Origin of the sequence: Pseudomonas sp. 9Ag (assembly GCF_902506445.1) — a bacterium.
Lineage (GTDB): Bacteria > Pseudomonadota > Gammaproteobacteria > Pseudomonadales > Pseudomonadaceae > Stutzerimonas > Stutzerimonas stutzeri_AB.
Genome location: NZ_LR733836.1, coordinates 1,424,899 through 1,443,044, shown reverse-complemented (window position 1 = coordinate 1,443,044; position 18,146 = coordinate 1,424,899). Strand labels below are relative to the sequence as shown.

Annotated in this window: 14 protein-coding genes; 12 read left to right on the top strand and 2 right to left on the bottom strand. The window is 61.4% G+C overall.

Translation table 11 applies throughout. The features are described 5' to 3' along the window. Positions 1 to 3: 3 nt before the first annotated feature. The 6 genes from treZ to ALTERO38_RS06385 all read left to right on the top strand — a co-directional run bounded on the left by treZ (position 4) and on the right by ALTERO38_RS06385 (position 10,414). Positions 4 to 1,785, top strand: coding sequence for a malto-oligosyltrehalose trehalohydrolase (treZ, locus tag ALTERO38_RS06410; RefSeq protein WP_159967708.1), 1,782 nt, complete (start codon positions 4 to 6; stop codon positions 1,783 to 1,785). After that, positions 1,785 to 3,863: a 4-alpha-glucanotransferase gene (malQ, locus tag ALTERO38_RS06405; RefSeq protein ID WP_159967707.1), complete on the top strand. Its 2,079-nt coding sequence runs from the start codon at positions 1,785 to 1,787 to the stop codon at positions 3,861 to 3,863. The genes treZ and malQ overlap by 1 nt, the downstream gene beginning before the upstream one ends. Beyond that, the gene (locus ALTERO38_RS06400) at positions 3,860 to 6,673 is read left to right on the top strand and encodes a malto-oligosyltrehalose synthase (RefSeq protein WP_159967706.1); all 2,814 of its coding nucleotides are present in this window, start codon (positions 3,860 to 3,862) and stop codon (positions 6,671 to 6,673) included. The genes malQ and ALTERO38_RS06400 overlap by 4 nt, the downstream gene beginning before the upstream one ends. Then, complete coding sequence (locus ALTERO38_RS06395; protein WP_159967705.1) at positions 6,670 to 7,065, top strand: DUF2934 domain-containing protein; 396 nt, start codon at positions 6,670 to 6,672, stop codon at positions 7,063 to 7,065. The genes ALTERO38_RS06400 and ALTERO38_RS06395 overlap by 4 nt, the downstream gene beginning before the upstream one ends. 105 nt (positions 7,066 to 7,170) lie before the next feature. Next, complete coding sequence (gene glgX, locus ALTERO38_RS06390) at positions 7,171 to 9,321, top strand: glycogen debranching protein GlgX (RefSeq protein WP_159967704.1); 2,151 nt, start codon at positions 7,171 to 7,173, stop codon at positions 9,319 to 9,321. Between the two features lie 238 nt (positions 9,322 to 9,559). Beyond that, entirely contained in the window at positions 9,560 to 10,414 is an 855-nt protein-coding gene (locus ALTERO38_RS06385; RefSeq protein WP_159967703.1) for a M23 family metallopeptidase, read from the top strand. Between the two features lie 13 nt (positions 10,415 to 10,427). Here ALTERO38_RS06385 and ALTERO38_RS06380 read toward each other — a convergent pair whose 3' ends face one another. Beyond that, positions 10,428 to 10,709, bottom strand: coding sequence for a DUF2218 domain-containing protein (locus tag ALTERO38_RS06380; protein ID WP_159967702.1), 282 nt, complete (start codon positions 10,707 to 10,709; stop codon positions 10,428 to 10,430). A 31-nt stretch (positions 10,710 to 10,740) separates the two neighbouring features. Further along, a complete protein-coding gene (locus ALTERO38_RS06375; protein WP_159967701.1) occupies positions 10,741 to 11,556 on the bottom strand; it encodes a class III extradiol ring-cleavage dioxygenase in 816 nt (271 codons plus the stop codon). 104 nt (positions 11,557 to 11,660) lie between these two features. On the opposite strand from ALTERO38_RS06375, the gene ALTERO38_RS06370 reads away from it, so the two are divergent. From ALTERO38_RS06370 to ALTERO38_RS06345, 6 genes are all read left to right on the top strand, one after another. After that, a complete protein-coding gene (locus ALTERO38_RS06370) occupies positions 11,661 to 12,581 on the top strand; it encodes a LysR family transcriptional regulator (protein ID WP_159967700.1) in 921 nt (306 codons plus the stop codon). Between the two features lie 306 nt (positions 12,582 to 12,887). Further along, positions 12,888 to 14,153, top strand: a complete 1,266-nt coding sequence (locus ALTERO38_RS06365) for a zinc-dependent alcohol dehydrogenase (protein ID WP_159967699.1) — start codon at positions 12,888 to 12,890, stop codon at positions 14,151 to 14,153. Between the two features lie 16 nt (positions 14,154 to 14,169). After that, a complete protein-coding gene (locus tag ALTERO38_RS06360; protein ID WP_102835272.1) occupies positions 14,170 to 15,087 on the top strand; it encodes a DUF72 domain-containing protein in 918 nt (305 codons plus the stop codon). Then, the gene (locus tag ALTERO38_RS06355) at positions 15,084 to 15,887 is read left to right on the top strand and encodes an endonuclease/exonuclease/phosphatase family protein (RefSeq protein ID WP_148924179.1); all 804 of its coding nucleotides are present in this window, start codon (positions 15,084 to 15,086) and stop codon (positions 15,885 to 15,887) included. The genes ALTERO38_RS06360 and ALTERO38_RS06355 overlap by 4 nt, the downstream gene beginning before the upstream one ends. After that, a complete protein-coding gene (clsB, locus tag ALTERO38_RS06350; RefSeq protein WP_159967698.1) occupies positions 15,884 to 17,119 on the top strand; it encodes a cardiolipin synthase ClsB in 1,236 nt (411 codons plus the stop codon). Before ALTERO38_RS06355 ends, clsB begins: the two co-directional genes overlap by 4 nt. Then, positions 17,116 to 18,135, top strand: a complete 1,020-nt coding sequence (locus ALTERO38_RS06345; RefSeq protein WP_159967697.1) for a lysylphosphatidylglycerol synthase domain-containing protein — start codon at positions 17,116 to 17,118, stop codon at positions 18,133 to 18,135. Before clsB ends, ALTERO38_RS06345 begins: the two co-directional genes overlap by 4 nt. Positions 18,136 to 18,146: the final 11 nt, after the last annotated feature.

Genomic DNA, 18,146 nt, shown 5'->3' with positions numbered 1-18,146 from the left:
TCAATGCAGAATAGGCCTGCCCGCAACGGGCAACACGGACCGGTGCTACTGGAAGAATCCCGTACCCGGTTCAGGCTCTGGGCACCGGACGCGCAAAGCGTCAGCCTGGTGATCATTGGCGGCGCTACGCTGCCAATGCAGGAAGGTAAAGACGGCTGGTACAGCATCGAGGCAGATGTCGGCGCCGGCACGCAGTACAGTTTCCTCATCGACGATGAACTTCAGGTGCCCGACCCCGCGTCCCGGGCACAGTCTGCCGATGTGCACGACCCGAGCGTAGTCGTCGATCCTGCAGCCTATACGTGGCGCAACGCGGATTGGCCGGGCCGTCCCTGGCACGAAACTGTGCTCTACGAACTGCACGCTGGCAGTTACGGAGGCTATGCGCAGATCGAACAGCGTCTTCAGGCGCTGGCGGATATCGGCGTGACTGCGATCGAGTTGATGCCGCTCGCCGAATTTCCCGGCGACCGCAACTGGGGCTACGACGGCGTTCTGCTCTACGCGCCGGAAGCTTCCTACGGCACGCCCGATCAGCTCAAGCACCTGATCGACACCGCCCATGGCCTAGGACTGATGGTATTCATCGATGTGGTCTACAACCACTTCGGGCCGGACGGGAATTACCTGCACAGCTACGCCAAGCACTTCTTCCGTCACGACCAGCAGACGCCCTGGGGAGACGGCATCGATTTCCGTCGTCGCGAAGTGCGCGATTTCTTCATCGATAATGCCCTGATGTGGCTGATGGACTATCGCTTCGACGGGCTGCGAATGGACGCTGTCCACGCGATTCCAGACCCGACCTTCCTGCCCGAATTGGCCGAACGCGTGCGTGCGGAGGTTGAGCCCGGTCGCCATGTGCATCTAGTGCTGGAGAACGAACACAACCTTTCCAGCCTGCTCTCCGATGATTTCACCGCCCAGTGGAACGATGACGGCCATAACGTGCTGCACACCCTGCTCACCGATGAGAGTCAGGGCTATTACGGCGATTACCACAGCGACTCGACCAGCAAACTGGTGCGTTTTCTCGGTGAAGGCTTCGTCTATCAAGGGCATAAGAATCGCCGTGGTGAATCGCGCGGCGAGCCCAGCGGTCACCTCTCCCCGACCGCCTTCGTCCTGTTTTTGCAGAACCACGACCAAACCGGTAACCGTGCTTTCGGCGACCGGCTGATCAACCTGGCGCCACCCGAAGCACTGAAAGCGGCGACGACCGTACTGCTGCTTTCGCCCATGGTGCCACTGCTGTTCATGGGCGAGGAATGGGGCGCGCGCGAGCCCTTCCTGTTCTTCACCAGCCATCACGGCGAGCTGGCCGACGCCGTGCGTGAGGGTCGCCGTGGTGAATTCGCGGAATTTGCCGAGTTCGCCGACGAGCACACCCGTGAGCGCATCCCCGACCCAAACGCAGTCGAGACGTATGAGGCTTCCAAACCTGACTTCAGCAAGCGCGACGAGCCTGAGCACGCCGAATGGCTGAGCCTGTACCGCCATCTGCTGCAGCTTCGCCACGCCGAAATCGTACCGCGGCTGGAAGGCTCGCAATTCCTCGGCGCTGAGGCCCTGGGCGAAAGCGCGGCCTTGGCTCGCTGGCAACTGGGTGACCGCAGCGAGTTGCGCCTGGAGCTCAACTTGAGTGGCAACGACCTTGCCGTTACGCCCCCTGCCTCGACTGCGCGCTTGCTGCACAGCAGCCGTGAAGGCGATTCAGGCGGCACCGACACATTACCTGCGCGCACCGCCAGGATGTATTTGCTCGAATCAGCAGGAGTGTCTTAATGAGCGATGAACGACTGAACCGCCTGGCCAAGGCGGCTGGCCTGTCCATCGAATGGGTAGATGCGGATGGCAAGGATCAACGGGTCAAACCGGAGGTCTTGCGTGCCGTGCTCGGCGGGCTGGGGCTGCCAGCCACCAGCGACGAGGAGATTGAACTCAGCCTGGAAAAACTCGACGCCGGCTCAGGCGCGGCCAGTGTGCCGCCGCTGCTGACGCTGGATCAGAGCGCGCCGCTGGACCTCAGCCAGTACTTCGAGCCATCGGCACCTTACAGCCTGACCCTCGAAGACGGTAGCGAGCTGGACGGAAGCCTGGATAGCCAGTCGCGTCTTGCGGCCATCGATACGCCCGGCTATCACCGACTGAGTATTGCTGACCAGCAGCTTACGCTGGCCGTCTCCCCTGACGCCTGCCCCAGCGTAGAAGACGTGGCCGGCCCGGGAGCCTGGGGGGTTACGGTGCAGCTCTATGGATTGCGTCGGCCCGGTGATGGCGGGCTCGGCGATACCCAGGCACTTGAAGCGATTGCGCGCAATGCAGCTGCACATGGGGCCGACGCGCTGGGCATCAGCCCGGTACACGCGATGTTTACCGGCAACAGCGGCCAATACAGCCCGTATTCGCCTTCCAGCCGGCTGTTCTACAACATTCTGCATAGTGCACCTGGCACCGTGCTGGGTGAGAAGCCGCTGCGCATGGCAATCGAGTCCTGCGGGCTTGCTGACGAGCTACAACGCCTCGAGGCGCTCGACCTGATCGATTGGAGCGCAGCCTCGCAAGCCCGCCAGTGCCTGCTGCGCACGCTCTACGAGGATTTCGCCACCGGCGGTAACGCCCAGCAGGCGGACTTCGACAGTTTTCGCGAAGCAGGCGGTGAAGCACTGGAAAACCATTGTCGCTTCGAGGCCTTGCACGCAGCCCTCCTCGGCCCAGAAGGTTTCCCACAGCACTGGCGCGACTGGCCCGAGGAATACCGCACGCCCCAAAGCGCCGCCGTTGAACAGTTCGCACAGGAAAACGCCTCCGAGGTCAGCTATTACGCCTTTTGCCAATGGCTGATCGCCCGTGGGCTCGAGCGTGCCCAGATTGCCGCCTGCAGCGCTGGAATGAAGATCGGCCTGATCAGCGACCTGGCCGTGGGTGCCGACGGGGGTGGCAGCCAGGCTTGGAGTCGCCAGGATGAAGTTTTGGCGGCGCTCAGCGTGGGTGCACCGCCCGATGTCATCAATCGTCAGGGACAAAGCTGGGGGATCTCAGCGTTCTCCCCATGGGGCCTCAAGGCACACGGTTACCGCGCGTTCATCGAAATGGTTCGGGCCAACCTGGCGCATGCCGGCGGCATACGCATCGATCATGTGATGGGCTTGATGCGTCTGTGGGTGATGCCCGCAGGCGCCGGCCCCACCGAAGGCGCTTACCTCAATTACCCCTTTGACGACCTGCTGCGCCTGCTCACGCTGGAGGCCTGGCGGCGTAACGCTGTGGTGCTGGGCGAAGACCTCGGGACGGTCCCCGAAGGACTGCGCGACAAGCTGGCGGCACGCAAGCTGCTGGGCATGCGCGTGCTGTTTTTCGAACGCGACAACAACGGCACTTTCAAGCCACTCAATGAATGGCCAGACAGCGCAATCGCCACGTCGACCACGCATGACCTGCCGACCATCGAGGGCTGGTGGACAGCCCATGACATCGACTGGCGTATCCAGGTCGGCCAGCACCGCGAGGACGAACGCCCCGCACAGCTGGAGGAACGCGAGCGCGAGCGTGGCGGGCTGCTGAGGCTGTTACGTGAATACGCACCGAGCATCGAGGGCGACCTCACCGATCCAGACGTACTCGCCGACGCTTGTGCCGTCTTCCTCGGCCGCACGCCGGCTCCGCTGATGCTGTTCCCTGTCGAGGACGCCCTGGGCCTGCTCGAACAACCGAATCTGCCCGGCATCATCGACACCCATCCCAACTGGCGCCGACGCTACCCCAGCGACAGCGCTACCCTGCTTGATGACCCCGCTTGCTCGCACCGCCTGGAGCTGCTCTCCAGCGCGCGCAAGCAGGCCACTGGAAGTAAACATCGATGAGAGACCTTAGCGCCACGTTGCGACTGCAGTTCCATCGTGACTTCACCCTCGACGATGCCACCGCTCTGGTCGACTACTTTGCCGACCTTGGTATCAGCCATCTGTACGCGTCCCCGCTGCTGACGGCACGGCCCGGCTCAATGCACGGCTACGACGTCATCGACCCGACCCGTATCAATCCGGAACTGGGCGGTGAGCCAGCACTGCGAAGACTGGTCGATGCCCTGCGCGCCAAGGGCATGGGCCTGATACTGGACATCGTCTCCAATCACATGGCGGTTGGCGGCTCAGGCAACGCCTGGTGGCTCGACGTGCTCGAGTGGGGACGCCGCAGCCCTTATGCCCAGTTTTTCGACATTCAGTGGAACTCTCCCGATCCACTGCTGGAAGGCCAACTGTTGGTGCCCTTCCTTGGCAGCGACTACGGCGATGCGCTGCAGGAAGGCAAGATTCCTCTGCGCCTGGATATCGAAAATGGCGCTTTTTACGCCGAGCACTACGAGCACCGCTTCCCCATTTCGCCGCCCACTTACGGCGAGATCCTGCGCCTGACCGACCAGCCTGAATTGCGTAGCCTTGCGCAGCATTTCGATGCGCTGAAAACCGAGCCGGCGCCTTATCAGACCGCACGTGAATTGCGTGCAGACCTGGCCCGTCTGCTGGAGGACAGCAACACCCGGCAAACGCTGGAACAAGCGCTCAGGCACTACGACTCGACCACTGAGGAAGGCTTCAAACGCCTGCATGGTCTGCTCGAACGGCAGAACTATCGCCTCGCCAGCTGGCGTACCGCCGGGGACGACATCAACTGGCGGCGATTCTTCGACATCAACGAGCTGGGCGGTCTGCGTGTCGAGCGCCCCGTTGTGTTCGAGGAAACTCACGCCAAGATCTTCGAGTTGATCAGCGAAGGGCTGGTCGACGGCTTGCGTATCGATCACATCGACGGGCTGGCCAACCCGCGTGGTTACTGCCGCCGCTTACGACGTCGTGTGGACCGGCTCAATGCCGGGCGCCCCGAGAGCGCGGAACAGGATCACGTACCCATCTACGTCGAGAAAATCCTCGCCGAGGGTGAGCGTCTACATGACGACTGGGGCGTCGACGGCACCACTGGTTACGAGTTTATGAACCAGGTGTCGCTGCTGCAGCACGACCCGGCCGGTAAATCCGTGCTGTGTGCGCTGTGGAGCGAAACCGCCGAGCGCCCCGCCGATTTCATGGAGGAAGTCCGGCAGGCACGACAGCTGGTGCTGACCGGGCCATTGGCTGGCGACTTCGAAACGGTCGCCCAGGCGCTGCTTCAGGTCGCGCGCTATGACGTGATGACCCGCGATATCACACTCGGCGCTATCCGCCGCGGGCTGCTCGAACTGATCGTGCATTTCCCGGTGTACCGCACCTACATCGCCGCCCGCGGCCGTCGCGAGTCTGACGAGCCATTCTTCCAGCAGGCGCTGGCCGGCGCGCGCACCACACTTAGCGAAGCCGATTGGCCGCTGCTGGATCTGCTTGATCGCTGGCTCGGTGGGGAAGACCTTCGCTCCTTGCCGCCGGGACCTGCACGGCGGATTCGCCGCTATGCCTGTACCCGCTTCCAGCAGCTGACCTCGCCTGCCGCCGCCAAGGCCGTGGAAGACACCGCCTGCTACCGCTCCGGTGCGCTGCTGTCGCGCAACGATGTCGGCTTTGACCCGCAAACCTTCAGCGCACCGGTCGACACCTTCCATGCCGAGTGCCTCGAACGTGCTGAGCACTTCCCGCGCAACCTGCTGACCACGGCGACCCATGACCACAAACGCGGCGAAGACACCCGTGCGCGGATGACGGTGATCAGCGAACGCGGCGAATGGTTCGCCAGCAAAGTCAAACATTGGCGTCAGCTCGCCTACGGCCAGCGCCAGGAGCTGCCAGAGGGACCTGCGCCTTCGGCTGGCGACGAAATGTTGCTGTATCAGGTGCTGCTCGGCTGCTGGCCGCTGGACCTGAAGGCTGAGGACAAGCCGGCCATAGAAACCTTCTGCGAGCGGATCATCCAATGGCAGGAAAAGGCCGTGCGCGAGGCCAAATTGCGCAGTACCTGGACCGATCCAAACAGCGATTACGAAGGCGCCTGCCAGCACTATCTGCGAGCCCTGCTTCTGGGTGACGAATGCAAGACGCTGCGTGACGACATCGCCGCCGCCGCCGCCGAGCTGGCCCCTGCCGGCGCACTGAACAGCCTTACCCAGACTTTTCTGCGCATGACCACGCCGGGCGTGCCCGACCTCTATCAGGGCGCGGATTACTGGGACTTCAGTCTGGTCGACCCCGACAACCGCCGTCCCGTCGATTTCGACCGTCGACGCGCCACTTTCAATCTGGACGCACAGCCTGCCGAGCTCATGGAGAACTGGCAGGACGGTCGCATCAAGCAATGGCTGATCGCGAACACACTAAAACTGCGTCGCGCCCACCCGCGCCTGTTTACCGAGGGCCGCTATCTTCCTTTGAAGGTCGAAGGCGAGCATGCCGAAAGTGTGATTGCCTTCGCTCGTGAGCTCGACGGCAACTGCGTGATCGTGATCGCCGCGCGTCTGGCGTATGGCTTGCTAGGCGACAGCCAGACACCACAAATTCCGGTCGAGCGCTGGGGCGACACCCATGTCCGATTGCCCGATGCGCTGAGCGGTAATGCAATGGAGCGACTTTTCGACGGAATGACAGTCAGACCCAAACAAGAAGGTTTAAGCGTGCCCGAGGTTTTGCAGCACCTGCCCTTTGCGCTTTTACAGCTAACAATGAGTTCAACAGGAGAATCAGAACGATGACTAAACAACAGCAGCGCATTCGCGAGTTGGCCTACGACATCTGGGTTTCGGAAGGCCGCCCGCACGGGCAGGACGAACGTCATTGGGAGATGGCCCGCAAGCTGGCAGAAGCGGAAAACGATACTTCCGAATCAAAGCCTGCAGCCCGGACGCGTAAAGCAGTCACAAAACCAACGGATGCCACACCTGCGGACAAACCCGCCAAGGCGACCAAGGCAGCCAAACCTGCGAAGGAAGCCAAGGAGTCGAAAGACGTCAAGCCAGCCAAGCCTGCGGTCGATCCAGCCAAGGGAACTGCACGCCCCAAGGCCAAAGCGGGTACCAACGCAGCCGAGGGTACTCCTGAAGGCGTGAAGAAACCCCGTGCACCACGCGCCAAGAAAGACAGCTGAACGACACCGCGTCATGCCACCGAGCCGGCTCCATCTAGGAGCCGGCGAGTCGTGGTCCTTCACCGCCCTGCACAGCCATTGGGCAGAGTTGCCATCGGAGATTTCATGAGTAGAAAAAAGCCTGCGGCGCCTCAGATTCTGACGCCTTCGCGTATCCGTGAAGGTTTTCCCTTCCCACTTGGCGCCACCTGGGACGGGTTGGGAGTCAATTTCGCGATCTTCTCTGCGAACGCCACCAAGGTTGAGCTGTGCCTGTTCGATACCGATGGCGAGACCGAACTCGAGCGCATCGAGCTGCCGGAGTACACCGATGAGATCTGGCACGGTTACCTACCGGACGCACACCCTGGACAGATCTATGGCTACCGCGTTCACGGCCCGTACGACCCCGAGAATGGTCACCGCTTCAATCCGAACAAACTGCTGATCGACCCTTATGCCAAGCAATTGGTCGGTGAACTGAAGTGGTCTGAAGCTCTGTTCGGCTACACCATTGGTCATCCTGATGGTGACCTGAGCTACGACGAGCGCGACAGCGCGCCCTTCGTACCGAAGTGTAAGATCATCGATCCAGCCTTCACCTGGGGCCATGACCGCCCCGTACAGGTGCCCTGGGATCGCACGATCATCTACGAAACCCACGTGCGGGGTTTCACCATGCAGCACCCGGCAGTACCCGAGGACATGCGCGGCACCTTTGGCGGGTTCAAGACGCCGGAAGTGATCGATTACGTACGCAAGCTCGGCGTGTCCTCCATCGAGTTTTTGCCGATCCACGGCTTCGTGCAGGATCAACATCTGCTCGAAAAAGGGATGAGCAACTACTGGGGTTACAACAGCATCGCCTTCTTCGCACCGCACCCGAAATATTTAGCGAGCGGCAAGATCAGCGAATTCAAGGAAATGGTCGCCCACCTGCACAACGCGGATCTCGAGGTCATCCTCGACGTGGTCTACAACCACACCGCCGAGGGCAACGAGCTGGGCCCGACGCTTTCCATGCGCGGCATCGACAATGCCTCGTACTACCGGCTGATGCCCGACCAGAAGCGCTACTACATCAACGACTCCGGCACCGGCAACACGCTGGACATGAGTCACCCCTGTGTCCTGCAAATGGTGACCGACTCCCTGCGCTACTGGGCTGAAGAGATGCACGTCGATGGCTTCCGCTTCGACTTGGCAACCATCCTCGGCCGCGAGCACGACGGGTATGACGAGCGCCACGGGTTCCTGGTCGCCTGCCGTCAGGATCCGGTGCTGGCAAAGACCAAACTTATCGCCGAACCCTGGGACTGTGGCCCCGGCGGTTATCAGGTCGGTGGCTTCCCGCCTGGTTGGGCCGAGTGGAACGACCAGTATCGCGACACCGTGCGCGCGTTCTGGAAAGGCGACGGCGATCAGCTGCCGGACTTTGCGGCGCGCCTGACCGGTTCCGGCGATCTGTTCAATCAGCGTGGTCGCCGCCCATTCAGTTCGGTGAACTTCATCACTGCACATGACGGGTTCACCCTGAATGACCTCGTGTCGTACAACGACAAACACAACGAGGCCAACGACGAAGACAACCGCGACGGCAGCAGCAACAACATCTCCTGGAACCATGGCACGGAAGGCCCGACTGACGATCCGGAGATCAACGAACTGCGCTTCCGGCAGATGCGTAACTTCTTCGGCACCCTGTTGTTCTCACAGGGCACGCCGATGATCGTCGCCGGCGACGAGTTCGCCCGCACGCAGAACGGCAATAACAATGCGTACTGCCAGGACAGCGAAATCGGCTGGGTCAACTGGAACATTTCCGACGACGGCCGCACGCTGCAGGCCTTCGTGCGCAAGCTGATCCGGTTGCGTCAGCGCTACCCGATGCTGCGCCGTGGACGCTTCCTCGTCGGCGCCTATAACGAAGAGTTGGGCGTCAAGGACGTGACCTGGCTGGCGCCACACGGCGAGGAGATGACCATTGAGCATTGGGAAGACGGCAACAACCGGTGCATGGGCATGCTGCTGGACGGTCGGGCGCAGCCCACCGGCATCCGCAAGGCCGGCTCGGACGCGACCCTGCTGCTGATCGTCAACTCCCATCACGATGTGGTCAATTTCGCGCTACCCGAGGTGCCTCAGGGCATCTACTGGAACCGCCTGATTGACACCAACAACCCCAACGCCCGATCCGAGCGTTTCGACTTCAACAACGAATACGCCCTCACCGGCCGCTCGCTGTTGCTGTTCGAACTGATCAAGGAAGAGGAATAACGGGTAAACAGGCACCGACCTGACAACAGTTGCGTTCAAAGCCCCGGTCTCCGGGGCTTTTTTGTCTCTGAAGCACAACAACCGCGCCAGCACTCAACCGTTCGTTTGAACTCGACGTGCGGTATTGAACCCCGCCAAGCGACTCCAGTCCCAACCCACAGCGCGGCGTTCATGAACCTACGGATTTGTTCCTGCCAGTCGCGGGCAGAGTGTCCCTTCCGTGACGGATCACTTCTTTATGCATCTCATTCGGCTGCTCATTTCCTTCGTTCTGCTGACCTGCTGCTCCATTGTTGCCCTGCCCTCGCTTGCCGGCGGCACCATCAGCAATGCGACGCTGCCTGCCACCAAGCCGGGCACCGTAAAGCTGTTCGTCAACCGTGTTGGCTCGGGCAAAGCGATGGACGTGCGCAACGACACCGACGTTCCGGTCGAAGTCGTGGTGCGCCTGACGCACATGGTCAACGTCACCGGCGTTGGTAAAGGCGTGGTCCGCAAGACAGTGCCGGCACGAACCCGTATGCGCGTTGCCACATTGCGCAAACGCCAACCCGGCTATCCGCTGATGTACCAGCATTCGTTCAGCTACTCGCTGATCTACTCACCTGAGCCGGGCAAAAAGGGTTCCGTTGGCGGTTATGCCTATGCCCTGCCCTGGAAAGGCGGCCCGTTCTCCATTTCGCAGGGCGCAGGCGGTGACTACAGCCACACATCGCCCAAGGGCCGTTATGCGGTCGATATCGCCATGCCGGAAGGCACGCCCATCGTGGCCGCGCGTGCGGGAACGGTGTTGAAGGCGCGTGATGGGCAGCACGGGCGGATGCCCAACCCGGCCGGCAACTATGTGCGAATCCTGCACGACGACGGCACGCATAGCGCATACCTGCACCTGAGCCGCGGTTCAGTGAAGGTCAAGGCGGGGCAGCAGGTCAAAGTCGGCACGCTGCTTGGCCAATCCGGCAATACCGGCCGTAGTACCGGCCCGCACCTGCACTTCGTCGTTCAGAAAGCTTATGGCGACTCGATGCTGTCGATTCCTTTCCGCTTTTCACAACCGGTCAGCACGCTGCCGAACTTCGCCAGCAACAACTGATCGCGATAGCGCTTCAGCGCTGCCAGACAAAATTGAACGTCTCGTCGGCTGACATACGCTGCAGGTGGTCAGCCACAACGGCCTCCATCCGCGTCAGCTGTTCCTCGTCCGTGCTCTGCAAGGTAGCGGTCAGGCTGTTTTCTCCGGCCGTCAGCGAACACTGAGTCTCACCCAAGGCGATATGGCCATGTTGGTCATCGAAATCCACCTCGAACTTGTGGCTCCAGTGTTTGCAGAGCCTGCGGATCAGGCGGCTGGGGTCGGATGTCTGGATCTGTACGGTAGAGCTGAGCATAAAGAGACCTCGTTTCTAATGGACTGATTGATCAGTCAAACCGGTAGGCCGACAGCGTCGTATGCATGACGCGATCAGTGAATACCTTGCGTCCCGCCCCGTCCGCCGCCGCACCAGCCGCCACCATCAGCGGCAAAAGGTGCTCTTCGCCACGGGGCGGATGGCAGAGCCGCGCTGAAGGCGCCTGCTCCCATCCCTGCAGCAGCGCCTCACGATCCTGGGGCGCTGCACTGACGGCATCGCTCAACCAGTGGTCGAACTCATCCGAAATCGGCGCGAAACGCGGATCGCCATAGCCACGCATGTTGTGAAAGCTCATGCCGCTGCCGACGATCAACACACCCTCATCACGCAGCGGAGCGATGGCGCGACCAATAGCGAGATGGGTCGCCGCGTCCAGATCGCGCTGCAGCGACAACTGCACCACCGGCACGTCTGCCTCGGCAAACATCAGCTTCAGTGGAATGAAGGTGCCGTGGTCGTAGCCGCGTTGCCCGTCCTCGCCCGCCGCAATGCCAGCCTCACCAAGCAACTCGACCAGCCGTGCCGCCAGCGCTGGATCGCCTGGTGCCGGGTACTCCAAGGCGTAGGTATGCGCGGGAAATCCGCTGTAGTCATAGATGAGCTCAGGTCGTGCGTTCGCCGTGACCATGACGCGTGACTCCAGCCAATGCCCTGAGATCAGCACGATCGAACGAGGGCGCTGCGGCAACGTTGCGGCGACAGATCTCAGAAAGGCAGCCATCGCATCCCATGCATCGGCTGGGTTCCATTCCATGAAGAAGCACGGCCCGGCACCGTGCGGCACGAACAGTGTGGGCATCCTCATATTGGCGTGGTTATGCATCGCATCTTGATCCTGAGGGGGCGGACGCACAGTATGGATTACGGTTGTTTTGAGCTGAACAAGGCAATCTGAATCAACAGTTTCAACTGAGAGTAGGAGCTGCAATGCTCGACCGAATCACCGGAATGCGAGTGTTTGCCCGTGCAGCCAGTGCTGGCAGCCTGTCTGCCGCTGCGCGTCATCTGGGCTTGTCACCGGCCATGGCGACCAAGCATGTGGATGCGCTGGAAGCACGCCTAGGGGTCAAGCTTTTTCACCGCAGCACCCGACGGCTAAGCCTAACAGCGGCGGGCAGCAGCTACCTCGAGGCGTGCCTGCGGATCCTCCCGGAAATCGACGAAGCCGAGGCCAGCGTCGCCTCACAGCGGGTCGAAGCCTCAGGCCTGCTGCGCATGAACGTGCCTCTGTCGTTCGGTACCCGTTTCATCGCGCCCTTGATGCCTGAATTCAGTCAGCGCCACCCAGCGGTCAAAGTCGAACTGGGGCTGACCGACAGCCAGGTCGACTTGATCGATGGGAGCTGGGACATGGCCGTGCGAATTGGCCGCCTGACCGACAGCCCGTTGCAGGCCAGGCGTCTGACTGACTGCCGGATGCAGGTCTGCGCCTCGCCCGGCTATCTGGCCCGGCATGGCGTGCCGAAGCGGGTGAGCGATCTGTCGCAGCACAATTGCCTGGGTTACAGCCTGTCGAACTTGCTGGGCGGTCGAGAATGGGCATTCGGACCCGAGGGAGAATTCCGCGTACCGATCCAGGGCAACCTGGTGGCTAACAACGGCGCGGCGCTGGTGGCAGCCGCCGTGGGTGACCAAGGGCTGATCTACCAGCCGCAGTTCATCTTGGCGGCGGCCCTCAGCCGAGGTGAGCTGGAAGTCATCGAACTCGATCAGCCACCGCTGGGCCTCGGCGGGATCCATGTGGTCTACCCGCCAGATCGCCGCCCGCCCGCCAAAGTGCGAGCCATGATCGACTATCTGGTCGAAGCGTTCGCGGGCGAGCTGCCATGGGAGCGCCCGTTTCGTTGACCCGGCCGTGCCTTTCGCCTCGCCTCAGCACTCTTCCAACAGGCGGTAACTCCCGATACTGAGCGGCCCCGGCTGCGCTGCAGGGGAAAAAAAGATGAACCGGGCAAGCCGCTATCAGTCCGAATGAAGGGAGCAGATTGCGTAAGCAACGTGCCGTGGATCGCGCCGCCCGCACAGGCAGGCGCATGCCCAAGGATTGTTCAGCCCAGCTGCTCCAGCTCGGCTGATCTGCTGGATGTCACTCACCATTCATTCAGACCAATCGAAGCCCGGCCAGGCGCGATTGGACCGTTTATGGAGACGCCCATGAAAGCTGTGGTCTATCACGATGTCGGCGACATACGCCTCGAAGACGTACCCGACCCCAAGATCGAGGCCCCGACCGACGCCATTGTGCGCATCACCGCCTCTGCCATTTGCGGGACGGATCTGCACTTCGTGCGCGGCACCTTCAGCGGCATGAAGCCCGGCACCATTCTTGGGCATGAGGGTGTCGGCATCGTTGAAGAGCTCGGCGAGGACGTGCGCAACCTGCAGATCGGCGACCGCGTGGTGATCCCCTCGACCATTGCCTGCGGCAACTGCTCGTACTGCCGCTCGGGCTATTTCGCCCAGTGCGACGTGGCCAATCCAAACGGCAAGGAAGCAGGCACTGCGTTCTACGGCGGCCCTGCGGCCACAGGCCCATTTCATGGGCTGCAAGCCGAAAAGGCGCGCATTCCCTTCGCCAATATCGGGCTGGTGAAACTGCCGCCAGAGATCAGCGATGACCAGGCAATCTTGCTCTCGGACATTTTCCCGACCGGCTATTTCGGCGCGGAGATGGCCGAGATCGAAGCCGGCGATACGGTAGCCGTATTCGGCTGCGGTCCGGTCGGTCAGTTCGCCATTGCCAGCGCCAAACTGCTGGGTGCCGGGCGCATCTTTGCCATCGACCAATACGACGACCGTCTGCGCATGGCCCAGCGTCAGGGGGCTGAGATCATCGATTTCAATCGAGAAGACCCGATCGAAACGCTCAAGCGTTTGACCGGCGGGATTGGCGTCGACCGCGTGATTGATGCTGTAGGCGTCGATGCGGAACACGATTGCTGCGGCGGCAAACCTGCCGACGGCACTAATGCCGATCAGAACGCCAAGTGGCAACCGGGCGATGCGCCGTCCCAGGCGCTCGAATGGGGCGTGCAGTGTCTGGCCAAGGCCGGCACCTTGTCGATCATTGGCGTCTACCCACCGGATGCCACGACCTTTCCCATCGGCATGGCGATGAACAAGAACATCACCATGAACATGGGTAACTGCCACCACCGCAAATACATCCCCCGGCTGATCGAGATGATCCAGGCGCGGCGCATCGACCCGACGAAGATTCTCACCCAGGTCAAGCCGATGAGCGATGTCATCGCGGCATTCGAAGCGTTCGATCGGCGCGAAGGCGGTTGGATCAAGGTCGAGCTGAAGCCCCAACGAGAGGGCTCGAACATGCACGGCTCGGAGGAAACGCTGGTCGACGAGGCCGTCGCCGACACCTTCCCGGCCAGCGATCCGACCAGCATGCAGAACCCCCGTTAGGCCACAGGAGCAAGCGATGGCAGCCATCCATATAGGCATGTCCGGCTGGCGCTACGCACCCTGGCGAGGCGACTTCTATCCCAAGGGTCTCGTCCAGAAGAACGAGCTGAAGTTCGCCTCGCGCGCCGTGAGCAGCATCGAGATCAACGGCTCGTTCTACTCGCTGCAGAAGCCAGAGCTCTACGCCGGCTGGTATGACGAGACACCCAAGGGCTTCGTTTTCAGCGTCAAGGCGCCCCGCTACATCACCCATGTGCTGCGCCTTCGGGATGTCGAGAAGCCCATTGCCAACTTTCTTGCCTCCGGTGTTCTTGCGCTCAAGGACAAGCTCGGTCCGATGCTGTGGCAGTTCCCGCCTTCGTTCAAATTCGATCCCGAGCGTTTCGAAACCTTCCTCAGTTTGCTGCCGCATGACACGGCTGCGGCGTTGGAAATGGCAAAAGGCTGTGAACCACGCATGGAGGGCCGCAGTTATCTGCAGATTGACCGCAAACGCGCCCTTCGCCATGCGGTCGAAATACGTAACGAGAGCTTTGTCGATCCGGCGTTCGTAGCGCTTTTGCGCAAATACAAGGTTGCACTGGTTGTAGCCGACACGGCCGGTAAGTGGCCATACCGAGAGGATCTCACCAGTGATTTCGTCTACATCCGCCTTCACGGCGCCGAACAGCTCTACACCAGCGGCTACACCGATGATGCGCTGGATAACTGGGCCCAGCGCATCACCCGCTGGAGCAATGGCGGCCAGCCTGACGACGCTCATCTGATCAGCTCCAGCAAGCCTCCGGCGCGCAAGCATCGCGCCGTTTATTGCTATTTCGATAACGATGTAAAGGTCCGGGCGCCCTATGACGCGCGACAGCTGTTGCGCCGGCTCGGACTGGATAAAGACCTGGAAACCACTCCAGGCCAGTTGGAAGGAGCATTGGCGTGAATCTGGACAAGTCCCACCCCCTCGACAGCCGCGACCTAGACGCGCATATGTCCACGGCGGTCAGCACGGTCCGCCTGCTGACCGTAAACACCCATAAAGGCTTCACCGCACTCAACCGGCGGTTCATCCTGCCGGAGTTGCGCGAGGCAGTCAGGGCGGTATCGGCCGATATCGTGTTTCTGCAGGAAGTGCTCGGTACCCATGAAAAGCATGCGTTGCGCTTTCATGACTGGCCCAAGATGTCACAGTACGAGTTCCTGGCTGACAGCATCTGGACCGATTTCGCCTATGGCCGCAACGCCGTCTACCCGGACGGCGACCACGGCAATGCCCTGCTCTCCAAATTTCCCATCACGCGTTACGAGAACCTCGACATTTCCATTGCTGGCCCTGAGCGTCGAGGCCTGTTGCACAGCGTGCTGCAGGTGCCGGGGCATGACGAGTTCCATGCTATCTGCGTGCACCTGGGCCTGCGCGAAGCCCATCGTCAGCAGCAATTGCGCCTGCTCTGTGACCTTCTTGACTCGCTGCCAGCCGATGCCCCAGTGGTGGTTGCCGGGGACTTCAACGACTGGCGACTCAAAGGTGCTCAGGTGTTGGATCGCTGCGCCGGTATGCACGAGGTTTTCGCGGTATCACAGGGCAAGGTGGCGAAAACCTTCCCGGCGCGCTGGCCGATGCTGAGGCTGGACCGGATCTATGTGCGAAATGCCACGAGCCACAAACCGAGAATACTGGGTAACAAACCCTGGACACACTTGTCCGATCATCTGCCCTTGGCGGTGGAGATACACATATGAATTTTCACTGGAGAGACGGGAATCGTCTTCAGTTGCTGGAAAACGGCGAGGAATTCTTTCCCGCTGTATTCGAGGCCATCGCGGCCGCGGAAAAGGAAGTGCTGCTGGAAACCTTCATCTTTTTCAAAGACAAGGTTGGACAGGAGCTGCAACAGACACTGATCGCCGCAGCGGAGCGCGGCGTCAGTGTGGATGTGACCGTAGACGGTTATGGCTCGGCTGACCTGGATGGCGATTTTGCCGCGGCGATGGCTCGGGCCGGTGTACGCGTCCACGTATTCGATCCGGGCAAGCGGGTATTGGGCAAGCGTCTGAACGTGTTCCGCCGCATGCACCGCAAGATTGTCGTGGTGGATGGTGATCTGGCCTTCATCGGCGGCATCAACTTTTCCGCTGACCATCTCGGCGATTTTGGCCCAGCGGCCAAGCAGGATTACGCGCTTCGGGTCGAAGGCCCGGTCGTACACGATATCCACCGTTTCTCGCTCGCCAACATTTCGGCCACCTCTACGCACCGCCGCTGGTGGCATCGGCGGCCACGAACTCAAAGCAACGGTTTTGTCGGCGTCAGCCGAGGAGAAGCCCGCGCCCTGTTCGTGACCCGCGACAACAACGACCACAGCAACGACATCGAGCAGCATTATCTGCAGGCGATCCGCGATGCTCGCTCACGCCTGCTGATCGCCAACGCTTATTTCTTCCCCGGTTACCGGGTGCTGCGGGAAATCCGCAACGCCGCACGGCGTGGCGTCAGGGTCCGGTTGATTCTGCAGGGCGAACCGGACATGCCGATTGCGAAGTTCGGCGCGCGCATGCTTTACAACTATCTGATGAGCGACGGCGTGGAGATCCATGAATACTGCCGCCGGCCGTTGCATGGCAAGGTAGCGCTGGTCGACTACGAGTGGTCCACAGTGGGCTCGAGCAATCTCGATCCCCTGAGCCTGTCGCTCAACCTCGAGGCGAACCTGATCATTCGTGATCACAGCTTCAACCGCCAATTGCACGAGAACCTGGACCGACTGCTGCAACAGGACTGCCGCCGCATTCCGTTGGAGCGCATCATTCGTGGTTACTGGTGGCGAGCACCGCTGGCCTTCATCATTTTCCACTTCCTGCGTCACTTCCCTCAGTGGGTTGGCCTGTTGCCGGCGCATAAACCAAGGTTGCAGCTGCTCGATCCGGAGCCCCTGGAGCCCAGCCCAGCCCCCTTGCAGCGAGAACATCAATGACAGAGCGACACCACCAGCCACAGAGCGGGTGGCGCCGCCGATGGCCGCTGATCAAGCGGATCCTGACCTACTGCTTCTTCATTCTGGTCGCCGGGCTATTGATCGGGCTTGCCCGCAACGTCAACTGGAGTGAGGTCTATCAGACGCTGCGCAACTACAGCGCCAGGACGCTGTGGATGGCTGGCGCAGCCACCGCGGTGAGTTATGCGGTGTACTGCTGTTTCGACGTACTCGGCAAACGCTATGCCCAGCACGACATGCCAATCCGGCAAATCCTCCCGGTGACCTTTGTCTGCTACGCCTTCAACCTCAACCTGAGCGCCTGGGTCGGCGGAATCGCGCTGCGCTATCGGCTTTACTCGCGGTTTGGCCTGCGCACCTCGCAGATCACCCGTGTGTTCACCATGAGCGTGCTGACCAACTGGCTCGGCTATTTGTGGCTGGCGGGGCTGATCTTTTCCCTGGGCTGGATCACGCCGCCCGCTGACTGGGAGATCGGTCATACCGCATTGCGTGTACTGGGCGCTGGGCTGCTGCTGGTCTCGGCGGTCTATCTCTGGGCGTGCGGCTTCTCCAAACGCCGCCACTGGACGATCCGCAAGCACGAGATCTATTTGCCGAGCCTGCGCCTGGCTGTGGTCCAGATGCTGCTCGGCGCCAGCAACTGGGCTCTGATGGCGCTGGTGGTCTACTTTATGCTGTCGCAACAGGTGCCCTATCCCGTCGTGCTGGGCATTCTGATGATCAGCAGCGTAGCGGGCGTGATTGCCCACATACCGGCCGGGCTGGGGGTGATTGAAGCGGTGTTCGTGGCAATGCTCAGCGGCGGTGAACTCAGCCAGGCCAACATCGTGGCCGGGTTGATCGGCTACCGGGTGGTCTACTTCCTTGTCCCGCTTATGTTTGCCACGATGGTTTACGTGGCGCTGGAACTACGGGCCAAGAAGCTGCGTTCTCGTGGCCAGGCGCAAAACGACGACGACCCGCAGGAGGAGCACCCGTCTACAGCGACTTGATAATGACCGCA

Excerpts from the sequence above, each read along its gene's own strand:
- ALTERO38_RS06375 (WP_159967701.1), bottom strand. The coding sequence starts at position 11,556 with ATGCATAACCACGCCAATATGAGGATGCCCACACTGTTCGTGCCGCAC.
- ALTERO38_RS06395 (WP_159967705.1), top strand. The coding sequence starts at position 6,670 with ATGACTAAACAACAGCAGCGCATTCGCGAGTTGGCCTACGACATCTGG.
- clsB (WP_159967698.1), top strand. The coding sequence starts at position 15,884 with ATGAATTTTCACTGGAGAGACGGGAATCGTCTTCAGTTGCTGGAAAAC.
- ALTERO38_RS06345 (WP_159967697.1), top strand. The coding sequence starts at position 17,116 with ATGACAGAGCGACACCACCAGCCACAGAGCGGGTGGCGCCGCCGATGG.
- ALTERO38_RS06370 (WP_159967700.1), top strand. The coding sequence starts at position 11,661 with ATGCTCGACCGAATCACCGGAATGCGAGTGTTTGCCCGTGCAGCCAGT.
- ALTERO38_RS06385 (WP_159967703.1), top strand. The coding sequence starts at position 9,560 with ATGCATCTCATTCGGCTGCTCATTTCCTTCGTTCTGCTGACCTGCTGC.
- ALTERO38_RS06380 (WP_159967702.1), bottom strand. The coding sequence starts at position 10,709 with ATGCTCAGCTCTACCGTACAGATCCAGACATCCGACCCCAGCCGCCTG.
- glgX (WP_159967704.1), top strand. The coding sequence starts at position 7,171 with ATGAGTAGAAAAAAGCCTGCGGCGCCTCAGATTCTGACGCCTTCGCGT.
- ALTERO38_RS06365 (WP_159967699.1), top strand. The coding sequence starts at position 12,888 with ATGAAAGCTGTGGTCTATCACGATGTCGGCGACATACGCCTCGAAGAC.
- ALTERO38_RS06400 (WP_159967706.1), top strand. The coding sequence starts at position 3,860 with ATGAGAGACCTTAGCGCCACGTTGCGACTGCAGTTCCATCGTGACTTC.
- treZ (WP_159967708.1), top strand. The coding sequence starts at position 4 with ATGCAGAATAGGCCTGCCCGCAACGGGCAACACGGACCGGTGCTACTG.
- malQ (WP_159967707.1), top strand. The coding sequence starts at position 1,785 with ATGAGCGATGAACGACTGAACCGCCTGGCCAAGGCGGCTGGCCTGTCC.
- ALTERO38_RS06360 (WP_102835272.1), top strand. The coding sequence starts at position 14,170 with ATGGCAGCCATCCATATAGGCATGTCCGGCTGGCGCTACGCACCCTGG.